The sequence below is a fragment of the Oceaniglobus sp. K40-3 genome (assembly GCF_055808395.1).
On the sequence record NZ_CM147868.1, the window covers coordinates 2865838 to 2884790 of the forward strand.

Consider the following 18953-nt stretch of genomic DNA (forward strand, 5'->3'; position numbering starts at 1 on the left):
ATCCGCTCTCCTTCATGCTTGCCGCGCTTCTAGCAGCCATGGTGTGACGCGCAAGGCAAAGTCGCGCATCATCCCCCCGAAGAGCGATGGCCACCCCAGGTGGCCGAGCGATGAGGGCCGGCAGCATAACGCACCCGGCTCGCCGATCCCCCATTGAAATCGCGCGTGGTTTCGCGCAAACCCCATGACACGCCAGAGGGAGAACGAAAATGACACGGATCGACGCCAAATTTGCCGAACTGCGCCGTACAGGCAAAAAGGCCTTCGTGTCTTATGTGATGGCGGGCGATCCCGATTTCGACACGGCACTGGCGCTGGTCAAGGGCCTGCCCGGGGCGGGGGTGGATATCATCGAACTGGGCCTGCCCTTTACCGATCCCATGGCCGATGGCAGCACCATCCAACTGGCCGGGCAACGGGCGCTGGCCGCCGGCATGACCCTGGACCGGACCCTTGAAATGGTGCGCGCCTTTCGCGAAGGCGACGATATCACGCCCATCGTCCTCATGGGGTATTACAACCCGATCCATTCGCGCGGGGTTGACCGGTTTCTGGAACAGGCCCGCGAGGCCGGCATCGACGGTCTGATCATCGTCGATCTGCCCCCGGAAGAGGACGGCGAACTTTGCCTTCCGGCACAGGCGGCGGGGCTGAATTTCATCCGTCTGGCCACCCCGACCACCGATGATGCCCGTCTGCCCAAGGTGATGCAGAACACCAGCGGTTTCGTCTATTACGTGTCGATCACCGGCATCACCGGCGCCGCCGCCCCCGAAGCGGGCGATGTCGCCCCCGAAGTGGCCCGGATCAAAGCCACAACCGATCTGCCCGTGATTGTTGGCTTTGGCATCCGCACCCCCGAGGCAGCACAGGCCATTGCAGCCATCGCCGATGGCTGCGTCGTCGGTTCGGCCATCGTCAGTGAGTTGGCAACAGGCAAACCGGTGGATGAGGTGCTGACCTTCGTGAAATCCCTGTCCGACGGCGCCCACCGCGCCTGACACCCGGTCATTTTCACAATTGCAAGGGCGCGGCGGCGTTGGTAAAACTTCCTTACCAATTCCTGCAAAGGCCGCACCCCGATGCCCCACATCACCGAAATCGAAGATCTCAAACGCATCTACAAGCGCCGCGTCCCGCGGATGTTCTATGATTATTGCGAATCGGGGGCATGGACCGAACAGACGTTCCGCGAAAATTCATCGGATTTCGACCTGCTGCGTCTGCGCCAGAGGGTCGCGGTCGATATGCAGGACCGCAGCACCGCCACGACGATGATCGGGGAAGATGTGTCGATGCCTGTCGCGCTGGCCCCTGTCGGGCTGACCGGGATGCAACACGCCGACGGTGAGATTCTGGCCGCCAAGGCCGCCGAAAAGATGGGCGTGCCCTTCACCCTGTCCACCATGTCGATCTGTTCGCTTGAGGATGTGGCCGCACACACCACGAAACCGTTCTGGTTTCAGCTTTACGTCATGCGCGATCAGGATTTTGTCACGAACATGATTTCGCGGGCCAAGGATGTGGGCTGTTCCGCCCTTGTGCTGACGCTGGATCTGCAAATCCTGGGCCAGCGGCACAAGGACATCAAGAACGGCCTGTCCGCTCCGCCAAAACTGACCCCCCAAAGCATTGCCAATCTGGCCACCAAATGGGGCTGGGGCATCGAGATGCTGCAAACCAAACGGCGGACCTTCGGCAATATCGTCGGCCACGCCAAGGGCGTAAGCGATGTGGGCAATCTTTCGGCCTGGACCGCCGAACAATTCGATCCGCAACTGGACTGGGGCAAGGTTGCCAAACTCAAGGAGCAATGGGGCGGCAAGCTGATCCTCAAGGGGATTCTCGATGCCGATGACGCGCGGATGGCACTGGACATCGGCGCCGATGCGATCATCGTTTCCAACCACGGCGGCCGCCAGCTGGACGGTGCCCTGTCATCAATCCGCGCCTTGCCCGAAATCGTCGAGGCGGTGGGCGACAAGGTGGAAATCCACCTCGACAGCGGCATCCGCTCGGGTCAGGATGTGCTCAAGGCGATCGCGCTGGGGGCCAAAAGCACCTTCATCGGCCGCTCCTACATCTATGGTCTGGGGGCCATGGGGCAAAAAGGGGTGGAAACCGCGCTGGAGGTGATCCGCAAGGAACTCGACACCACCATGGCCCTGTGCGGGCGCAAGGATATCAAGGACGTCGATCGCGACATCCTGTTGATCGACGAAGATTTCCACCGCTGGCGGCGCAACCGTTGATGGTGCCTCCGGGGCGGAATTGACAATTCGCCCCGGTCTGCCTTGATACCCCCATGGCCGACAAAGCCCCCGCCGACCCCCTGTTCGATCTGCGCTGGCAGCGCAGCGCGCCGGATATGACCGTGGCCCTTCAGCGGCTTTATGGTGCCCATGTGGATATGGGCGCGTTCACCGCCCGCCTGCGCGCGCTGCTGTTGGACAAATGGTGCGCCCGCCCCCGGGATCTGCGTGCGCTGGATCTGGCCCGCGATGTGATGCCAGACTGGTTTCTGTCACAGGATATGGTCGGGTACGTCTTTTACATCGACAAATTCGCCGGACGCCTGCGCGATGTGCCCAAACACATCCCCTATCTGCAAAAACTGGGCGTGACCTATGCCCACTTCATGCCCTGCCTGAAACCCCGCCCCGGCGACAGTGACGGCGGCTATGCCGTGATGGATTACGGCGCGATCAATCCCGCCCTCGGCACCATGGCCGAGTTTCGCCATGTCACCAAACAGATGCGCAATGCGGGCATTTCCACCTGCATCGACATCGTGCTGAACCACACCGCCAAGGAACACGACTGGGCGCAAAAGGCCCGCTCCGGTGATCCTTACTACCGCGCGTTTTATCGCATGTTCGACGATGATACCCTGCCCCGCCACTACGAAAAAACCCTGGTCGAGGTCTTTCCCGAACAGGCCCCGGGAAATTTCACCCACGGCCCCGAGATCGGTAAATGGGTCTGGACCACGTTCAACGCATATCAATGGGATCTGAACTGGGAAAACCCCGAGGTGTTTCTGGCTGTCCTCGCCGCGATCCTCGACCTGGCCAACAACGGCGCCGAGGTGATGCGCCTGGATGCCGTCGCTTTCATGTGGAAACGCCTTGGCACCTCTTGCCAGAACCTGCCCGAGGTGCATGACCTGTTGCAGGCCATCGTTCAGGCCACCCGCATCGCCGCCCCCGGCGTGATCCACAAGGCCGAGGCCATCGTCGGCCCCCGTGATCTGGTGCCCTATCTGGGTCAGGGGCGCCACGCCGGGCGGGTCAGCAATTTCGCCTATCATAACAATTTGATGGTGCAATTCTGGTCATCCCTGGCCGCGCGCGACACCCGGATGATGTCGGATGTTCTGGCGCGCCATTTCCCCGAAAGCTTCCGACGTGCCGGTTGGGCCACCTATATCCGCTGTCACGACGATATCGGCTGGGCCATCGATGATCACGACGCCGCCCGCTTTGCCCCCATCTCCGGCCCCGGCCACCGCCGGTTTCTGGCCGATTTCTATGGCGGGCGCTTTCCCGGCACCTTTGCGCGCGGTGCAGATTTTCAGATCAACAAAGCGACCGGCGACAAGCGGACCAACGGCAGTTTCGCCTCCCTTGCCGGGCTTGAAACGGCGCTTTTGGCCGATGATCCGGTGCTGATCGACCTTGCCGTCAACCGCATCCTCATGGGCCACGCCCTGATCGCGTCATTCGGGGGAATGCCCCTGATTTATATGGGGGATGAAATCGGATTGCTGAACGATCACAGCTTTCGTGACAGCCCCGAACGGGCTGGCGATGGCCGCTGGATGCAGCGCCCGGCAATGGATTGGGCGGCAGCCACGGAGGCCGAAGCCGGGAGCAAGCCCGCCGCGCGGCTCTTGCGCGGCACCCGGCATATCATGGCCCGACGCAAGGCAACCCCGCAACTCGCCGGATCGGTGCCAACCCGGGTAATACACACCGGCCACCCGGCGCTGTTTGCCCTGCAACGCCCCGGCGACGATGCCACCCTCACGGCTGTGTGCAACTTTACCGAACATCCCCAGCAGATCGACGGAACCGCCCTTGGGCTGACACCCGGGCGCCGGTATCATGACACATTGGCCGACTGCCCCGCGCTGGCGGGTCATGAGACGCTGGAACTACCGCCCTATGGCAGGGTCTGGCTGCTGCCGCCAACCTGACCTTCGCTGCGCCGTAAGGGCAACAGCATCCCGAGGATTGCGATCAACAACAGGGCAATCACCCCGAATGACACCCGCAGGCTGAAAAACTCGGACAGAAACCCCATCACGGGCGGACCAACGAAAAAACCCAGAAACCCGATCACCGCCGTGCGCGAAATCGCCTTGGTCCGATGCCCGGGTGATACCCGCCGCCCGACCAGCGCCAACCCCATGGGCGCCAGCACCGAAATACCAAGCCCGAACATCGCAAATCCAAGGTATGCCATGGGCAGGTTCACCGCCCCCGCCGCCAGAACCGCCCCCACCGCCGACAGAATGGCAGCCCAACGGATCACCAGTGTTTCGCGCAGCCGGTCCGCGATCAACTGCCCCGAAAACCGCCCGACGCCCATGGTCAGGCCCAACATGGCAGGGCCAAACGCCCCCTCGGCCGCGCCCCCGCCCAGGGTTCGCTCGATATGCAGGGCCGACCAGCCCTCGGCGGCATTTTCGGCCAGAAAGGCCACCAGAACAATTCCGCCCCCCAAACCACGATAGAGGTGGGAAAGGCGCGTCGACTGGTTTCGTCATCCTCCGGGGCAGCCTCCACCGCCATGCGCATCCCCAGGGTGCCCAGCAGCGCCACCGCGCCAATGGCCCCGAACACCACCACCGGCGCCAACCCCGCCTCGCGCGCCAGCCCGGTGACCACGGCACTGGCCGCATAGGCAAAGGAAAACATCGAATGGTTCAGGTTCATCAAGGATCGGTCATGGCGCGCCTCAAGCTCACTCACCCGGGCATTCATCACCACATCCGTCAACCCCGAGGCCATGCCGACACAGGCCATCGAAAGAGCAAAGACTGCCACATTTCCCGCCATCCCGGGCAACAGAAATGACATCGACAAAAGCCCCGAGGCGATAGGCAAGGCCCAACGCCCAAGCCGCGCATCCGCCAGCGGCGCCAGCCACATGGACATCACCAACCCCACCGCCGAACACAGCAGCGCCAGCCCGAACACACCATCACCGACAGCAAGCCCCGCCTTGATCACCGGCACAAAAGCAGCAAAGGATCCCCACATCGCCCCCATACCTGCAAAGGCAAGGGCGGGCGCGCGCGACAGACGAAGGGCGGATAAAACATTCATCCCCGCCTGTTGCCAGCGAAACCCGGCAGCGACAAGCCCCTTGATCACCCCAGGCGCCCGCCGACCGGTTATTGTTTGAGTATTTGAATCAGTAAAAAGCCCGGGCGTCGGGGGTATCTTTTTACTGATCCGAAATACTCCCGCCGGAGGCACCCGCAGTTTCAGCCTCTCGCGACGCTGATAAAGCTTTCCAACGGGGCAAAAATCGCCTATAGCCGCGCGCTCATGGGCGGACACCCTTGGAGGCCGCCCCCAACATCGAATTTATGGAGAACTGCAATGGCTGGTAAAATCCCAGACATCCAGGCGCTGGCAAGAACGGGGACAGGCAAGGGGGCCGCCCGCACTGCCCGCCGCGAAGGATCTCGTCCCCGGTGTCGTTTATGGCGGGGGCGGTGATCCGCTGCCGATCAACCTGCCTTTCAATACGCTGCTCAAGCAACTGAAGGCGGGGCGTTTCATGTCCACCCTGTTCAACCTGAAGATGGATGGTCAGGAAGATGTTCGCGTGATCTGCCGTGGCGTTCAGCGCCACGTGGTCAAGGATCTGCCGACGCACGTGGATTTCATGCGCCTCAAGCGCACCAGCCGCGTTTCGCTTTTCATCCACGTGGAAGTCGAAGGCGAAGACGATTGCCCCGGCCTGCGCAAGGGTGGCGTGCTGACCATGGTGCGCCCCGAAGTGGAGCTGCGTTGTACCGCCGGTGACATTCCTGAAAAGATCACGGTTTCCATTGCCGGTCTGAACATCGGCGACACCGTGACCATCGGGTCGGTCAACCTGCCCGAGGGCACCCGCCCAACCATCGACCGTGATTTCGTCATCGCCAACATCTCGGCTCCGGCCGGTCTGGTGTCGGCTGGCGAAGATGAAGAGGGCGACGAAGCCGACGAGGCCGAAGCAGCCACCGAGGAATAAGCGCCAGCCGCTTTTCTTGAACCAAGCCGTGAATGCCGCCAGCCCCGCTGGCGGCATTTTTCGTTGGCCCGGCCTATTTACCGCCCGTCCATTGTTCGAGAGGCGCAACAGCCCTGTCGCGCCGGTTCCAGGGCAGGTCCGCTTTCATCGCCGTCATCAGCGCCACCGGATCGGACAGATCATGGCCCGCTGCTTTGGCCCGGGTCAGCGCTGCGGAGAACGCGCGGTAGCTGGCATCGAACTGGGCGCGGGATTTGGTCCAGTCGAGATAGGCCATGCCCGCCAGCGGCTGAATGTCGATCATCACGTCGCCCGGTGCATCCACACCGCGCAGTCGCCTTTGGGCGTTGACATTGAACACCCGCGACAGCACGGAAACCGCTGTCGGAAAGGCGCCCTGCGTGGCCGGTTTGCGCCATGGCGCGGCCAGCACCTCCCATAATGTGGCAGCGCGCGACGGCAGGGTATCATAGGGGTGCAGGCTGCGCCAATCGGTGTCGCGCAGCAGGTTGAGCAGGACCGCCGGCCCCGGCTTGCGCGACCGCATGGCAAGGATCGGCGCGTTGTCGATCATCGCCCCATCCACCAGAACCGAGCCGCCCTTGCCGATCCACGGAGGAAAAATTACCGGGATGGAGGTGCTGGCGCGCAGGGCCTGCCACAGGGGCCCGGTATCCAGAATGGCGACGTCGTTGGTCGACAGATTGGTGGCCACGGCAAAGAATGGCAGGGGCAGGTCCTCGATCTCCCATTGGCCGAAGTGCTGGCGCAGGGCCGCGTCGAACAGAGTGGGGTCCAGCACGCTGTATTTCGGCAGGGTATAGCGCCCCATGGCACGGCTGCGCAGGAAGATATCTTCGCACAGGTCCATCACCATATCGGGATCGCGCCCAAGGGCCAGCGCCGCCCCCATGGCGGCCCCGGCGCTGGTGCCCCCGATCATGTCAAACGTCAGCCCGTGTTCCCCCAGCGCCTTGAGCGCACCAAGATGCGCCGTGCCCTGTGCGCCGCCACCACTAAGCACAAGGCCAAGGGCGCGCCCCTCTACAAAGCGCAGCAGGCGCGCGACATCGCCGGGCCGATCCAGCGCCACGTGATGATGGCGCCGCGCGCCGCGCGCCGCACACCAAAGGGCGGTGCCGGTGATCGGCGCCGCGCCGTGATCGCGCCAAAGCACCAGTTGTGGCGCGGCACCATCGGGAATCCGCGCGGCGCGAGGCGTATCCGACAAGCGGGCAAAATCGAACACCTCATCCACCTCGCTGAGCAGGGCCATGGGCGGGGCGATCAGCAGCGCCTTGCGCCCCTCGCCTTCGATCCGGTGCAATTGTTCACGCGGGTTGTCGGCATCGGCGGCGATCACCCCCCAGCCTGTCAATCCGGCGCTCAGTGCGGCCACCACCGCCCCCGGCACATCGCCGGTCAGCGCCACGCAGCGCGCCGCCAGCGGACGCAGGGCCGTGGCGCCCCGGCTAGTGGTGGCCAGACGACGCGCCAGACTGGCCAGTATCCCCTGCCCGATTTCGGGAACATCCCGCGCGACACTTTCCCAGGCATCCCGGCCCAGCACCAGCACCTCGCCGCTGCGCGCAGCCACAACATTGGCCGAGCGTTCGCCGCCTGCAAAAAAGGCAATCTCGCCAATGGGTTCGCCCGCGCCAATATCGGCAATCGCCTGCCCTGCGGCAATCACGGTAAAGCGGCCCCGCAGCACCAGATAAAGATGGTCCGCCACGTCGCCCGCGCATATCAGCCGTTCGCCCTTTTCAACCGCGCGCCTGTGCGCCACAGCCATAAGGCGCGCCACAAGATCGTCAGACAAATCCGCCAACAGCGGTGTCTGGCGCAGCGCGCGCATGGTGGCCGCCGCACGCGCGCCGGGGTCGGCCTGGGGCGTATCGTTGAAAGACATAAGCGAACCTGCGTTGACCTGTGAACCGAGCGCATAATGGCCATGGACCGTTGGAGTGCAAACAAAAAGGGGCAAGAGGCAATGCCCGACAAACAGTGCGAACTGATGGCCTTTGCGGGCGTGATCGCACCGCCGGCCCTGCCCTGGCGCGCCAACGATTTGGTTGTGCAGAAATATCGCCTGCAGGAAACTTGATTGCCGCTGATTCTCGCGGACCTTGTTCCGGTCGGGGTGTTCAGGTTACCAAAGCGGCGCAGGGGGCCGGATAAAAGCCACGACACCGGGGCGGCACCCCGCATGGTTGGCATCGTGGCCGACATCGCCACGTTGAACACGGCCCCGCTTTTTCACGCTCATGCGCCCGCGTCATCCAAAAGGCGCCATGCCCCGCATCCTGCCCCATCAATGACAGATGGGCCAGCGGGGAAAACACCGCATCGCCCGCCGACATCGACACATCCACCCTTTCGCAGGCGGCAGCGATACGGCCCACCCCGCCCACAGCGACCAGATATTCCAGTTGGCGCAGGGTCACGGCGCCAGATTGTCGCCCGGCACAGCCTATGGCGGGGCCTCGCGCGGGTCCATCGCCCGCTGCACATGCGTGTCGCTCTGCGGCTTATACACCGCCCATGCGGTGGCGATGGCGGCAATCGGGCAATCTTTGGTCCAGTCACAGCGCAGATCGGCAAGGGGCCAGGACAGTTTGTGGGCAATCTGCATGCCCGCCGAATGCACCGGCCCCGCCTCGCCTCCGGCGGCCAGCCCGGCCTGCATGGCGGCAATCAACCGGTCGCCCAGATGACCCCTTGCCGCCTCGAACCCGGCGACGATGGCGCCAGGCACATCCGCGTTGGCCAACAGGTTGCCGCCTGCGGCCACATCCCTGCCCTGCGCCTCCGCCCAGATACCCCGGGCGTTCTGCCCCGAATGCACCGCGGTCCCCCCGCGCCCGTCGATGGCCAGAATCTGGCGCCAGGCCATGAAACCGCCGCTGCGCTGCGCGGCTTCGACGGCCTGTGCCGCACTCAGGCCCTGTCCCATGCTGTCCAGTACGAATGGCCCAAGCGCCGGGTCGGTCACGTTCTGCGATGCGACGGCCCCCACCCCGGCCCGACTGAAGGCAGAACGCGCGGCAACTGCGGGGGATGAGGATGAAATCGCAACCCCGAACATGCCGGTGTCAGCGCAGCGCGCCACCAGTGAAAATGTCATGTCCCGTCCTCCGCTTGTTCCCGACCAGAGGTAACCCTTAGATCACAAAGGTCAATCCGGGATCACCGCCGTGCCCCCGATCCCAAACCCGCGTCATCCCCCCGCGCACCGTTGCAAAACCGGACGAGCGATGAGCGATGGCGGGCGTCAGCCCCGCCCGAGCGAAGAGCGGCTGGAACGAATTGCCTGAGAACACCACAGCGGTCACGCCCGCGCCTGAATCCGCTCGTTGATATAGGTGGCAAAATCGTAATTCGGGCGCTCAAGATGGCTCAGGTGCCCCGGCCTCGCCAGATCGGACGACAGCCCGCGATACACCTTTTCCGTACAGCCGCGATCCTCGTCATTCACCCGGTCCAGCAGGCTTTTCAGCGCCGCGAAATGATCATGCGCCTTTGGGTCGTTCACATAATCAGGCGACAGCCCGCCGCCATAGGTGATCTGCACATGGTCCGGCCCGTCAGGGTGCAACGACAGATACCAGAAATACCCCGGCGTCAGCGTAATCAGCAGCGCGGGATATACAGTCAACAGCACCGTGGTGCGCCGCATTTCCCCCGCAAGCGTGGTGTTGTCGGGGTGCGCATTGGTCAGCGGCGCATCGGGGTCTTTCAGGATCGAATGATAATTATAGGTCGCCCCCGACGGCGGGCAATCCATCTCTTCCAGCTTCACAAACCCGCCGATGGTGCCCGAATGACAGACCGGCAAATGATAGCTTTCCATGAAATTCTCGGCCAGCACCTTCCAGTTGGTGTTCCAGTGGTGGCGCTCCTGAAAGGTCTGAACATAGTTTTCCATTCCATAGGGCGCAATCAGATCTGCGGCCTCTTTCAGATGCACCGCCGGATCGGGCGCGTCCGGGTTCAGCGACACCAGAACCCAGCCCAGCCATTCGGCACAACGCAACTGCGGCAGGCAATAATCATGCCGGTCAAACCCTTGATTCAGCGTCATTCCCGGCGCCCCGCGCAACTGCCCGTCAAGATTATAGGTCCAGGCGTGATAGGGACAGACGACGCGGCCCACATTGCCCGCGCCCTCCAACAGGGTGGACATGCGGTGCAGGCAGACGTTGGATTGGGCGCGCAACACGCCTTCCCTGTCGCGAATCACCATAACAGGTTGCCCGGCAATTTCTGCGGTCACGTAATCGCCCGTGTTCGCGAATTGCGTAGCCCGGCCAACGCAGACCCATTCCCTGGCGAAAATTTCCGACACTTCCCGCGCCAGGAATTCCTCGGACAGATACACGCTGCGCGGCATGGCGCGGGCTTCGCCAAAGGGACGCGCAACATTTTCCGCCAGTTCACTGGCGGCGTTGCATGTGGGATGAATGGTCATTCGGCGGCCTTGCACATGGGGTGTGTATCCCCCACGCGGTGATTGTCGCTTCCCAAGCATTGCCTCATTGAACACCCCCATACGTCTGTCCAAGCCACAGGTCGTGTCAATGTGCATCATCACAGGCCGCGCGGTCAACGCACGGCCCGCCCCACCATGAGACCTGGCGCACACGCGATCAGGCGCGCGGAACCCAGCCCCCATACATCGGATGATCGTGCCCCAGGGGCAGCGTCACCGGCGCATTGGCCCGCGCCGAAGCATAGACGGCGGTAACGAACTCCAGCGACCTGCGGCCATCCTCCAGCGTCACTTCGCGCCCGCCGTTGCCATCCAGAGCCTCGGCCAATGCCTCAAACATTCCGGCAAAGCCCGTTCTGGCGTCAGTGACATCGGCCAGCACATCGTCAATCTGGTCCTGGGTCGTTGGCTCCCGGGCGATGAAACGCCACCCTTTTTCGGCCAATGAATAGGGCGCGTGATCGGATTCAACCGTGAAACCTTCGAAATTCAGACGCATCCGGCTGGTATTTTCCGCACAGCCAAGGGTGACTGAACTGGTGATCAGCGCACCTTCGCCCATGCGGATCGACAGGGCGGCGCAATCTTCCACTTCGATGTCGTTCACCCGCGTGGCGGTGTCGGCGTAAACCTGGGCCACAGGGCCAAGCAGCCAGGGCAGCAGATCGTGAATATGAATCGCATGACCGAGCAACGCCCCGCCGCGCTCGCCCTCCCAGGTGCCGCGCCACGGAATCGCGTAATAGGCGGCATCGCGGTTCCAGTGGGTCTCCAGCGTGCCAGTATAACAGCGCCCGGCAAGCCCGGCATCTATCAGCGCCAAAAGCTGTGCGGTGCCAAGTCCATAGCGATATTGAAACACCGGCGCGACCGTGCCATCGGTCTCGGCCACCTTTTCGATCAACTGATCCGCTTCGGCCAAAGAGGCGACCAGCGGCTTTTCGCACACGACGATCTTGCCAGCCTCCAGCCCCGCAACAATAGCAGAAAAGTGCAAGTGGGGAGGCAGACAGATATCGACGATATCCACTTCAGGATCGGCCAATATAGATTTGAAATCACTTATATACTGACACCCATCATGGGTGTCTGCCAGGGCCTGCCCCCGGGCCGCATCCAGATCGCAAATGCTGTGAATCTGAAAGTCGTCGGGCAATGCGGCATACCCCTTGAGGTGCGCCGCACCAATCCCCGCTCCGATAATCGAGACGGTTCTGCTCATGTCGCCATTCCCTGTGCGCGGATCGCCAGTTCCATGGTTGTAAAGGTGTGCGCCTGGCTTACCGCGGTTTCTGTACGATCCTGCACGTCGGCGCAAAGTCGCGGAAAATAGGGCAATGCCATATCCGAACAATCAATATGCACGTTTTCTTCACCATTCACGAGGTAAAGATTGCCGGTGCGGTGCGCCTGGCCAACCTCGGTGTACTTGCGCAGCTCGATCTGGCCTTCGGTGCCTTGCAGAAACAACCGCCCGTCGCCCCATGTGGGCAACCCGTCAGGAGTAAACCAATCCACCCGCACATATCCATGGCCCTTGGGCGAACGCAGCACCATTTCGCCAAAATCCTGAAATCCTGGATGATCGGGCATCGTGGTATTTTCCACACAGGCGTGGGCGATGACCGCCGAATCCGAACCGGTAAAATGCAGAAACTGGTCAATCTGATGCGACCCGATATCACACAGGATGCCGCCGAATTTTTCAGTGTCAAAAAACCACTCGGGCCGGGTTTTCAGGTTTTGTTTGTGCGGTCCCAACCCCACCGTTTGCACCACCCGCCCGATGGCCCCGGCATTGACCAGTTCTTCGGCTTTGGCCACGGCCGCCACCTCAAACCGTTCGGAAAAATTCACCGTCCAGATGCGCCCGGTGCGCGCCTGACAGGCCTTGATTTCTGCCAATTGTTCAAGCGTCGTGCAGCCGGGTTTATCGACCATCACATCCTTGCCCGCCTCCATCGCCGCAATGGCAAGGGCCGCGCGATCACAGGGAATGGCGGAAATCAGCACCATTTTCACGTCTGCGTCATCGAGGATGCTCCGATGATCGGCAACCTTCTCAAGCTGTGGAAAAACCTCGCGAAACTTCGTCTCGGTCACCGCCGAACCGCCCGTCCACCACTGGGTGCAACTGCACCCTGCGCCAGCATGTTTCCCAACATTCCGAAAATATGGCCATGGTCGATTCCCATGACGCCCAATTTGAATGGCATCTAAACCTCCGTACGGGCGCCGCTGCGCCCGATGTTTCCAGCGCCGCGATCAGACGATGCACCTCAAGCGCAGAACGCCCCGGTACAAGGGGCGCGCGGACGTCACGAATGGCCTCGGCAAAATCACAAATCACCGCCCGGTGCCAATCCGAGGTAAAGGCCATGGGATCGGCGCCGCCGCCACTGGCCATCGCCGCGCCAAAGGTTTCGCTGCTGCCGTCACGCCAATCAATGCTGAGCAGATTGGTGTCGATCCGCGCCGAGCCCTTGGCGAAATGCAGCGTGATCGTTTCGCCCCTGCCCGGAAAGCTGGCCGTGGTGGCCGACAGGGTTCCCACCGCGCCATTGGCAAATTGCAATCCGGCGGATACGAAATCTTCTGCTTCCATGCGGTGGAAATCACTGGTGGCGGTCAGCGCGGTGACATGGGCCACCGGACCGGTAAGCGACAACATCAGGTCCAGCGTATGAATCGCCTGCGACAGCAGAACACCGCCGCCATCGCGCGCATAACTGCCGCGCCCCGGTTCATCGTAATAGGCCTGATCGCGCCACCAGGGCACATGCACCTCGACCACCCCAAGCGCCCCAAGATCAGGCAGGATGCGGCGCAGATCGGCAATGATCGGGCGGGCGCGGTGTTGCAACATGATGCCAAGGGGCACCTGCGCGCCTTCGCAGGTTTCAACCAACGCCGTCGCCGCGTCCAACGTCCGCTCGACCGGTTTTTCCATCAAAATCGGTTTGCCCGCCGCCGCCAGTTCACCGACGATGTCTGCCCGCGCGTTGGGCGGGGTGGTCAGGATCACAAAATCCACGTCGTCGGCAGCAATTTCAGCAACCGAGCCATAGCTGCGGGCGTTCAGCCCGTGTTTGGTCAGAAATGCCGCGCGGCTGTCTGCGGACCGGGCAAAGACCCCGGCAAGGGTGATGTCGGTGTTCGACAAGGCATCAACATAGGTGCCCGACACCATGCCAAGGCCGATCAGGGCAACCTTCATGCGGTCGCCCGCCCATTTAGCTCCAGCGCGCGGTCGCCCTCACCGGCGAAGATATGAACCTGTGCCGGATCGAACCCAACGCCAATTTCCTGCCCACGTTTCAGGGGGATCTGCTGCGCCAGTTGCACGGTCAATGTCTCTCCGTTCGGGAACGCGGTATAGATATATGTGACCGCGCCAAGTTGTTCAAAATTCTGCACTTTTACCACCATATCGCCCCCCGTCCAGCGACACCCCAATGGTTTCAGGGCGCAGTCCCAAGGTGCAGGGCATTGTTTCAACCAGAGTTTCGCCCAAGCGCACGGGCATCTGCAACCCGCAATCCATATCAAGGGTGCCGTCGGGCGCAATGGTGCCATTCAGAAAATTCATCTGCGGCGCCCCCAGAAAGCCGGCAACAAATTTGTTGGCCGGACGGTTATACAGCTCCAACGGCTTGCCCACCTGTTCGATCCGCCCCCCCGCAGCACGACAATCCGGTTTGCCATGGTCATCGCCTCAACCTGATCGTGGGTCACATAGATCATCGTGTTTCCCAGTTCGGCGTGAAGATTGGCGATTTCCACCCGCATTTGCAGGCGCAATTCGGCATCGAGGTTCGACAGCGGTTCGTCAAAAAGGAAAATCTGCGGCTCGCGCACAATGGCCCGCCCGATGGCCACCCGTTGGCGTTGCCCGCCCGAAAGCTGCCCGGGTCGGCGATCCATCAGCATTTCAATCTGAAGCAGTTCGGCGGCATCGTTCACCCGGCGGTCGATGTCGGCCTTTGCCATACGCAGGTTTTCCAACCCGAACGACAGGTTCGAACGCACCGACATATGCGGATAAAGCGCGTAAGACTGAAACACCATCGACAGCCCGCGTTCCGAGGCGGGAACATTGTTCACCCGCTTGTCCTGCAACATAATATCGCCCGACGACGGGTCATCCAGCCCCGCAATCAGGCGCAGCAACGTGGATTTTCCACACCCCGAGGGGCCGACGAAAACGACAAATTCGCCCTCTTCGATCTGCAAATCAATTCCATGGATCACCTGCACCGCGCCCCAGGATTTCTTGATCTGCTTCAGTTCCAGTGCATGTGCTGTCATTTCAAACCTGTCGTGAGAGTCATTTGAGCCCCGTTGTGGCGATGCCGGTGGTGATGAAGCGTTGCAGCCAGACAAACACCAGAGTGATCGGGATGAGCGAAACCACGGTCATCGCGAGGATATAATGGAAATCGGAATCGAACTCGCCCGAGAATGTGGTCAGGCCGATTTGCAGGGTATGGGCCGAGGGATCGGAAATCAGCACGATCAGCGGCCAAAGGAAATCGTTCCAGCGCCAGATCACCGACAGGATCGCCAGAACCGACAGCGCCGGAAGGCTGAGCGGCAGCACGATCCGCCAGAAAATGCGCCATTCGCTGGCCGCATCCATGCGCGCCGCCTCAAGCAATTCGTCGGGGATGGTCAGCATGTATTGACGCAGCAGGAACACGCCGGTGGGGGTCGCGGCGGCCGGGATAATAACCCCCCAGAGCGAACCGAAGATGCCGAACGACCAGACCACAAAGAACAGCGAAACAAGGATAATCGAACTGGGGATCAGCAGGGTCGCAACGATCAGGATGGTAAAGGTCAGCCGCCCACGAAAGCGGTATTTTGACAGGGCGAAGGCCGCCATGGAATTGATCAGCAGGGTAATCAGCGTGGCCATCACCGTGACAAAGACCGAGTTGAACAGATAGGTGAAGAAGGTGAAATTGGTCTGCCCGTTCCTCTTCAAAATCGGATCGAGATAGTTTTCCGTGGCAATTCGGATTTCTTCGTTCGATTTCAATTGGGTGCGGGGCACCTTGAACACATTTTCCGGGTCATCTATGGGCGCGACCTCGGTTTCCTTGCGCGTCGGCCCGGCCTTGAACACGACCTGGCTGTCGCCCGCATCGTCTGTATAGACCCATGTGCTTTTTTCACCCACCCCGTGCACGTCGGCCTCGATCTGGGCCATCGGCAACAGGCGGGTATCGAAACTGTCGACTGCGCGCTCGGGTTTAACCGAACTCACAAAGGTCCAAAGCACCGGGATAAGGATAATCAGCACCCCCAGCGCGAGATAGCAATAGGCCAGAACATCGGCGGCGCCGATCCTGTCGGCCTTGTCGGCGCTGCCACGGGTGCGGGTAAGAAATGTTGCAATTCCCATGGCTTACAGCTCCGACTGACGGCGGGTGATGAACAGTTGAAAAAAGGTGAAAACCGCAATCACAATCGCCATCAAAACCGATCCCGCCGCCGCCTCGCCATAGGCGGGCCTGTCACCGGTAAACGCGGTTTCATAAATATTCTGCACGATCATAAAGGTTTCGCGCCCCGGGCCACCGCCAGTCAGCAACCAGACCTCATCGAAAATCTGGAAACTGCGCACAAGGGACAGCACCAGAACCACGGTGAGGGTCGGCATGACCAGCGGCAGGGTGATACGATAAAAGGCGCGCGCCGGTTTGGTCGCGTCCATCTTGGCGGCTTCGTACAGATCGCGCGGAATCGCCTGCAACCCGGCCAGCAGGATCAGCATGTAAAACCCCATGTGTGCCCAGCAGAACACGAAGACCAACCAGAAAAACGGCCAGTTGGTGTTTGGCGTCACCAGCCAGTTGATGGGCCGGAAGCGGCCGAAATCGAACACCGAATCGAACTGGATCGACAGCAGCAGAATGATGGCGACGATGCCAAACCCAATGATCCCCCAGCGCGCCCGGGGATGCGCCGTGGACACAAACCAGAGCAGACCGGCGACCAGAACCAGACCCAACCAGAAACTTGAAATCGCTTCGAAACCGATCATCCGCAGGGGGCTGGCCCAACTGAATATCGCCAGGAACAACGCGCCGAACACGGCCGTCCAGGGCAGCGACGGATCGGAACTGGCGCGGATCGCCCGTTCACTGGCCAGCATGAGCAGGATGCCAAAGGTGACGGTCGCGGCAATATCAAACCCGGTCATCCCCGCCAACGCTGTCACCCCGTCAGATGCGCCGCCCAGCGCCTCGTTCAGGATGCCCTTGCGGTGCAAGACCCAGTTCCAGATATTGGCGATCACCACGGGCGACAGCATGACGGGATAGAAAAACATTGCCCGCCAGAACCCGCGCCCGACGATATTCTTGTTTACAACCAATGCCGTGGCCAATGCGGCGATGCACAGGATCGGCACCTGCACGGCGACAAAGACCAGGGTATTGGTCATGCCCCGCCAGAACCCGAACCCTTCGTTGGAACAGGTTCTGAGGTCAAAGTAGCTTTCGCAATCGAAGATCGCGCTGTAATTTTCGCTGCCCACCCAGGGGCGGTCAAACAGGGCGATCGACGACCCGCCGGTGAAACTGACATAGAAATTCAGGATCATCGGCAGGAAGGTAAAACACCCAAAGATCAACATGTTGGGCAACAGCAACGCATAGGGCACACCGCGGCGGCCAAACAGGCTCTGGCTTAGCTCGACAGGAAATCCGACAAGATCCATGGCAAAATTCGGGATCTGGGCCAAACGGTATTTGCGGCGGGCCAGCAGCCACCATGTGCCGCCTCCGATCCACAGAATACCGATGATCAGACTCGCAATTGCGGCGATGCTCATGGGGCGCGATCCTTGGTCAGGCGAAAATTAAAAAATGCAGGGCGACCGTTCATGGCCGCCCCCACACATATTCGTCAGGCTCAGTTCGCGTTCTTGTCGATTTCTTCCTGAATCTTGGCCATCGCCTCGTCCAGGGTCAGTTCGCCGTTCATCGCCGCGCCCAGATATTGAACGGTGGCGTTGAACACGACAAAGTTGTTTGGATTGCCCTGCAATTCATAGGCTTGCGGCAATTCTTCTGCGGTCACAACGGCCATGGCGGCGAATTTGTTCAGGCTGTCCGCCACCCGTTCGCTTGCTCCGGCGGACTGATAATCAAGCCCCTCTTTCTGAAGCTCGGCATGGGCGGGAATGGCGAAGGTTTTGGTGTAATATTCCTTTGCCTGCTCTTTTTCGCCCATCCAGGCCACGAACTTGGCCGCAGCCGCATCATCCGCGCCGCCCTTGAACGCCACGAGTCCGGCACCACCGGGCATGATCCCGCATCCGGCAGGCCCACAGGGCACCGGCACCACCTCCCAGTCGAACTTGTCTCCGACGTTGGCTTCGACATTGCCGACGTTCCAGGACCCGGACATGTAAAAGGCGGTATCCTGATTAAAGAACATTTCGTTGCCGTTGGCATATTTACCGCCCGACACCGCAGGCCAGATATCGGCCGGCATCAGACCCGAGGCATGCCAGTCAAGCATCATCTGGGCGAAGGTCTTGAACCCTTCATCGACGATCAGCCGGCCATCGGCATCGAAATACTTGGCGCCGTAAGACATCGCAGGCCCGGCCATGCGGTGGCCTGACCGGTCCATCACCATCCCCGAATACAGGCCAAGTTCGTCCATCACCTGTTGCGTCGCATCGGCCCAATCGTCCCAGGTGGCACCCGGTTCGGGCAGATCCACGCCCGCCTCTTCGAACATGGTCAGGTTTACATAGGGGCCGGTCACCGTCATTTCGGTGTGAAAACCATAGATCCCGTCAGGTTTGCCCGCACGATACCACGGCAGCACGGCACCATAGGCCGCCTCCCATGCGTCGGCATCCACATAGGGGGTCAGATCAACGTAATAGGGGTTAAGCCCGCCAAGGTTTGTGACCAGCGCCAGATCGGGGCCGGCCCCGGCCTCAAGCTGCACCGGAAGCTGTTCACGCACAACGTCGTATCCCACCACATTCAGCGAGATATTCACGTCCGGTTCAATTTCCTTGTACCGCTTGATGAAGCTTTCAATGACTTCCGCCTCGTTGTCGTTGGCGTTGATCATCAGATTCAGATCGACGGCAAATGCAGCGTTGGCAACAGACATCGCCAGAACCGAAGCAGTTCCGAAAGCGATGGCGCGATGGGCAAGTCTGGTAGTGTTGAACATG

At 61.4% G+C, this 18953-nt stretch carries 19 protein-coding genes and 1 pseudogene; 5 read left to right on the plus strand and 15 right to left on the minus strand.

Annotation, left to right across the window (positions count from 1 at the left end; genetic code table 11):
• Nucleotides 1–209 precede the first annotated feature (209 nt).
• The 3 genes from trpA to AC0L7P_RS14890 all read left to right on the plus strand — a co-directional run bounded on the left by trpA (nucleotide 210) and on the right by AC0L7P_RS14890 (nucleotide 4198).
• The gene (gene trpA, locus AC0L7P_RS14880; RefSeq protein WP_473433441.1) at nucleotides 210–1001 is read left to right on the plus strand and encodes a tryptophan synthase subunit alpha; all 792 of its coding nucleotides are present in this window, start codon (nucleotides 210–212) and stop codon (nucleotides 999–1001) included.
• Between the two features lie 81 nt (nucleotides 1002–1082).
• Entirely contained in the window at nucleotides 1083–2252 is a 1170-nt protein-coding gene (locus AC0L7P_RS14885; protein WP_473433442.1) for an alpha-hydroxy acid oxidase, read from the plus strand.
• Nucleotides 2253–2305: 53 nt separating this feature from the next.
• Entirely contained in the window at nucleotides 2306–4198 is a 1893-nt protein-coding gene (locus tag AC0L7P_RS14890) for an amylosucrase (protein ID WP_473433443.1), read from the plus strand.
• Here AC0L7P_RS14890 and AC0L7P_RS14895 read toward each other — a convergent pair.
• On the minus strand, nucleotides 4165–4707 hold the full coding sequence (locus tag AC0L7P_RS14895; RefSeq protein WP_473433444.1) for an MFS transporter: 543 nt from the start codon (nucleotides 4705–4707) through the stop codon (nucleotides 4165–4167). The genes AC0L7P_RS14890 and AC0L7P_RS14895 overlap by 34 nt on opposite strands.
• Nucleotides 4596–5381, minus strand: a complete 786-nt coding sequence (locus AC0L7P_RS14900; protein ID WP_473433445.1) for an MFS transporter — start codon at nucleotides 5379–5381, stop codon at nucleotides 4596–4598. Before AC0L7P_RS14900 ends, AC0L7P_RS14895 begins: the two co-directional genes overlap by 112 nt.
• Before the next feature lie 231 nt (nucleotides 5382–5612).
• Between AC0L7P_RS14900 and AC0L7P_RS14905 the strand changes: the two are divergent.
• Nucleotides 5613–6252: pseudogene (locus tag AC0L7P_RS14905) on the plus strand (50S ribosomal protein L25/general stress protein Ctc).
• A gap of 73 nt (nucleotides 6253–6325) precedes the next feature.
• Here the strand turns inward: AC0L7P_RS14905 and AC0L7P_RS14910 are convergent.
• Nucleotides 6326–8164: a patatin-like phospholipase family protein gene (locus AC0L7P_RS14910; RefSeq protein ID WP_473433446.1), complete on the minus strand. Its 1839-nt coding sequence runs from the start codon at nucleotides 8162–8164 to the stop codon at nucleotides 6326–6328.
• 36 nt (nucleotides 8165–8200) lie between these two features.
• Here AC0L7P_RS14910 and AC0L7P_RS14915 point away from each other — a divergent pair, with 36 nt between their 5' ends.
• Nucleotides 8201–8359 carry a hypothetical protein gene (locus AC0L7P_RS14915; RefSeq protein ID WP_473433447.1) on the plus strand — a complete coding sequence of 53 codons (159 nt, stop codon included), beginning with the start codon at nucleotides 8201–8203 and terminating at the stop codon, nucleotides 8357–8359.
• Nucleotides 8360–8399: 40 nt separating this feature from the next.
• On the opposite strand, the gene AC0L7P_RS14920 is transcribed toward AC0L7P_RS14915, so the two are convergent.
• The 12 genes from AC0L7P_RS14920 to AC0L7P_RS14975 all read right to left on the minus strand — a co-directional run bounded on the left by AC0L7P_RS14920 (nucleotide 8400) and on the right by AC0L7P_RS14975 (nucleotide 18952).
• Nucleotides 8400–8699, minus strand: coding sequence for a hypothetical protein (locus tag AC0L7P_RS14920; protein ID WP_473433448.1), 300 nt, complete (start codon nucleotides 8697–8699; stop codon nucleotides 8400–8402).
• Between the two features lie 26 nt (nucleotides 8700–8725).
• On the minus strand, nucleotides 8726–9379 hold the full coding sequence (locus AC0L7P_RS14925) for a DUF1028 domain-containing protein (RefSeq protein ID WP_473433449.1): 654 nt from the start codon (nucleotides 9377–9379) through the stop codon (nucleotides 8726–8728).
• A 204-nt stretch (nucleotides 9380–9583) separates the two neighbouring features.
• Nucleotides 9584–10723, minus strand: a complete 1140-nt coding sequence (locus AC0L7P_RS14930) for an aromatic ring-hydroxylating oxygenase subunit alpha (protein ID WP_473433450.1) — start codon at nucleotides 10721–10723, stop codon at nucleotides 9584–9586.
• A gap of 178 nt (nucleotides 10724–10901) precedes the next feature.
• Entirely contained in the window at nucleotides 10902–11966 is a 1065-nt protein-coding gene (locus AC0L7P_RS14935; RefSeq protein WP_473433451.1) for a Gfo/Idh/MocA family protein, read from the minus strand.
• Nucleotides 11963–12847: a Gfo/Idh/MocA family protein gene (locus AC0L7P_RS14940; RefSeq protein WP_473433452.1), complete on the minus strand. Its 885-nt coding sequence runs from the start codon at nucleotides 12845–12847 to the stop codon at nucleotides 11963–11965. Before AC0L7P_RS14940 ends, AC0L7P_RS14935 begins: the two co-directional genes overlap by 4 nt.
• Nucleotides 12807–13961, minus strand: coding sequence for a Gfo/Idh/MocA family protein (locus AC0L7P_RS14945; protein ID WP_473433453.1), 1155 nt, complete (start codon nucleotides 13959–13961; stop codon nucleotides 12807–12809). Before AC0L7P_RS14945 ends, AC0L7P_RS14940 begins: the two co-directional genes overlap by 41 nt.
• Nucleotides 13958–14161, minus strand: a complete 204-nt coding sequence (locus AC0L7P_RS14950) for a TOBE domain-containing protein (protein WP_473433454.1) — start codon at nucleotides 14159–14161, stop codon at nucleotides 13958–13960. The genes AC0L7P_RS14945 and AC0L7P_RS14950 overlap by 4 nt, the downstream gene beginning before the upstream one ends.
• On the minus strand, nucleotides 14148–14333 hold the full coding sequence (locus tag AC0L7P_RS14955) for a hypothetical protein (RefSeq protein ID WP_473433455.1): 186 nt from the start codon (nucleotides 14331–14333) through the stop codon (nucleotides 14148–14150). The genes AC0L7P_RS14950 and AC0L7P_RS14955 overlap by 14 nt, the downstream gene beginning before the upstream one ends.
• Nucleotides 14330–15052, minus strand: coding sequence for an ABC transporter ATP-binding protein (locus tag AC0L7P_RS14960; RefSeq protein ID WP_473433456.1), 723 nt, complete (start codon nucleotides 15050–15052; stop codon nucleotides 14330–14332). The genes AC0L7P_RS14955 and AC0L7P_RS14960 overlap by 4 nt, the downstream gene beginning before the upstream one ends.
• A gap of 19 nt (nucleotides 15053–15071) precedes the next feature.
• The gene (locus AC0L7P_RS14965; protein WP_473433457.1) at nucleotides 15072–16151 is read right to left on the minus strand and encodes a carbohydrate ABC transporter permease; all 1080 of its coding nucleotides are present in this window, start codon (nucleotides 16149–16151) and stop codon (nucleotides 15072–15074) included.
• A 3-nt stretch (nucleotides 16152–16154) separates the two neighbouring features.
• A complete protein-coding gene (locus AC0L7P_RS14970; RefSeq protein ID WP_473433458.1) occupies nucleotides 16155–17585 on the minus strand; it encodes a carbohydrate ABC transporter permease in 1431 nt (476 codons plus the stop codon).
• An 80-nt stretch (nucleotides 17586–17665) separates the two neighbouring features.
• Complete coding sequence (locus tag AC0L7P_RS14975; protein ID WP_473433459.1) at nucleotides 17666–18952, minus strand: ABC transporter substrate-binding protein; 1287 nt, start codon at nucleotides 18950–18952, stop codon at nucleotides 17666–17668.
• Nucleotide 18953 lies beyond the last annotated feature (1 nt).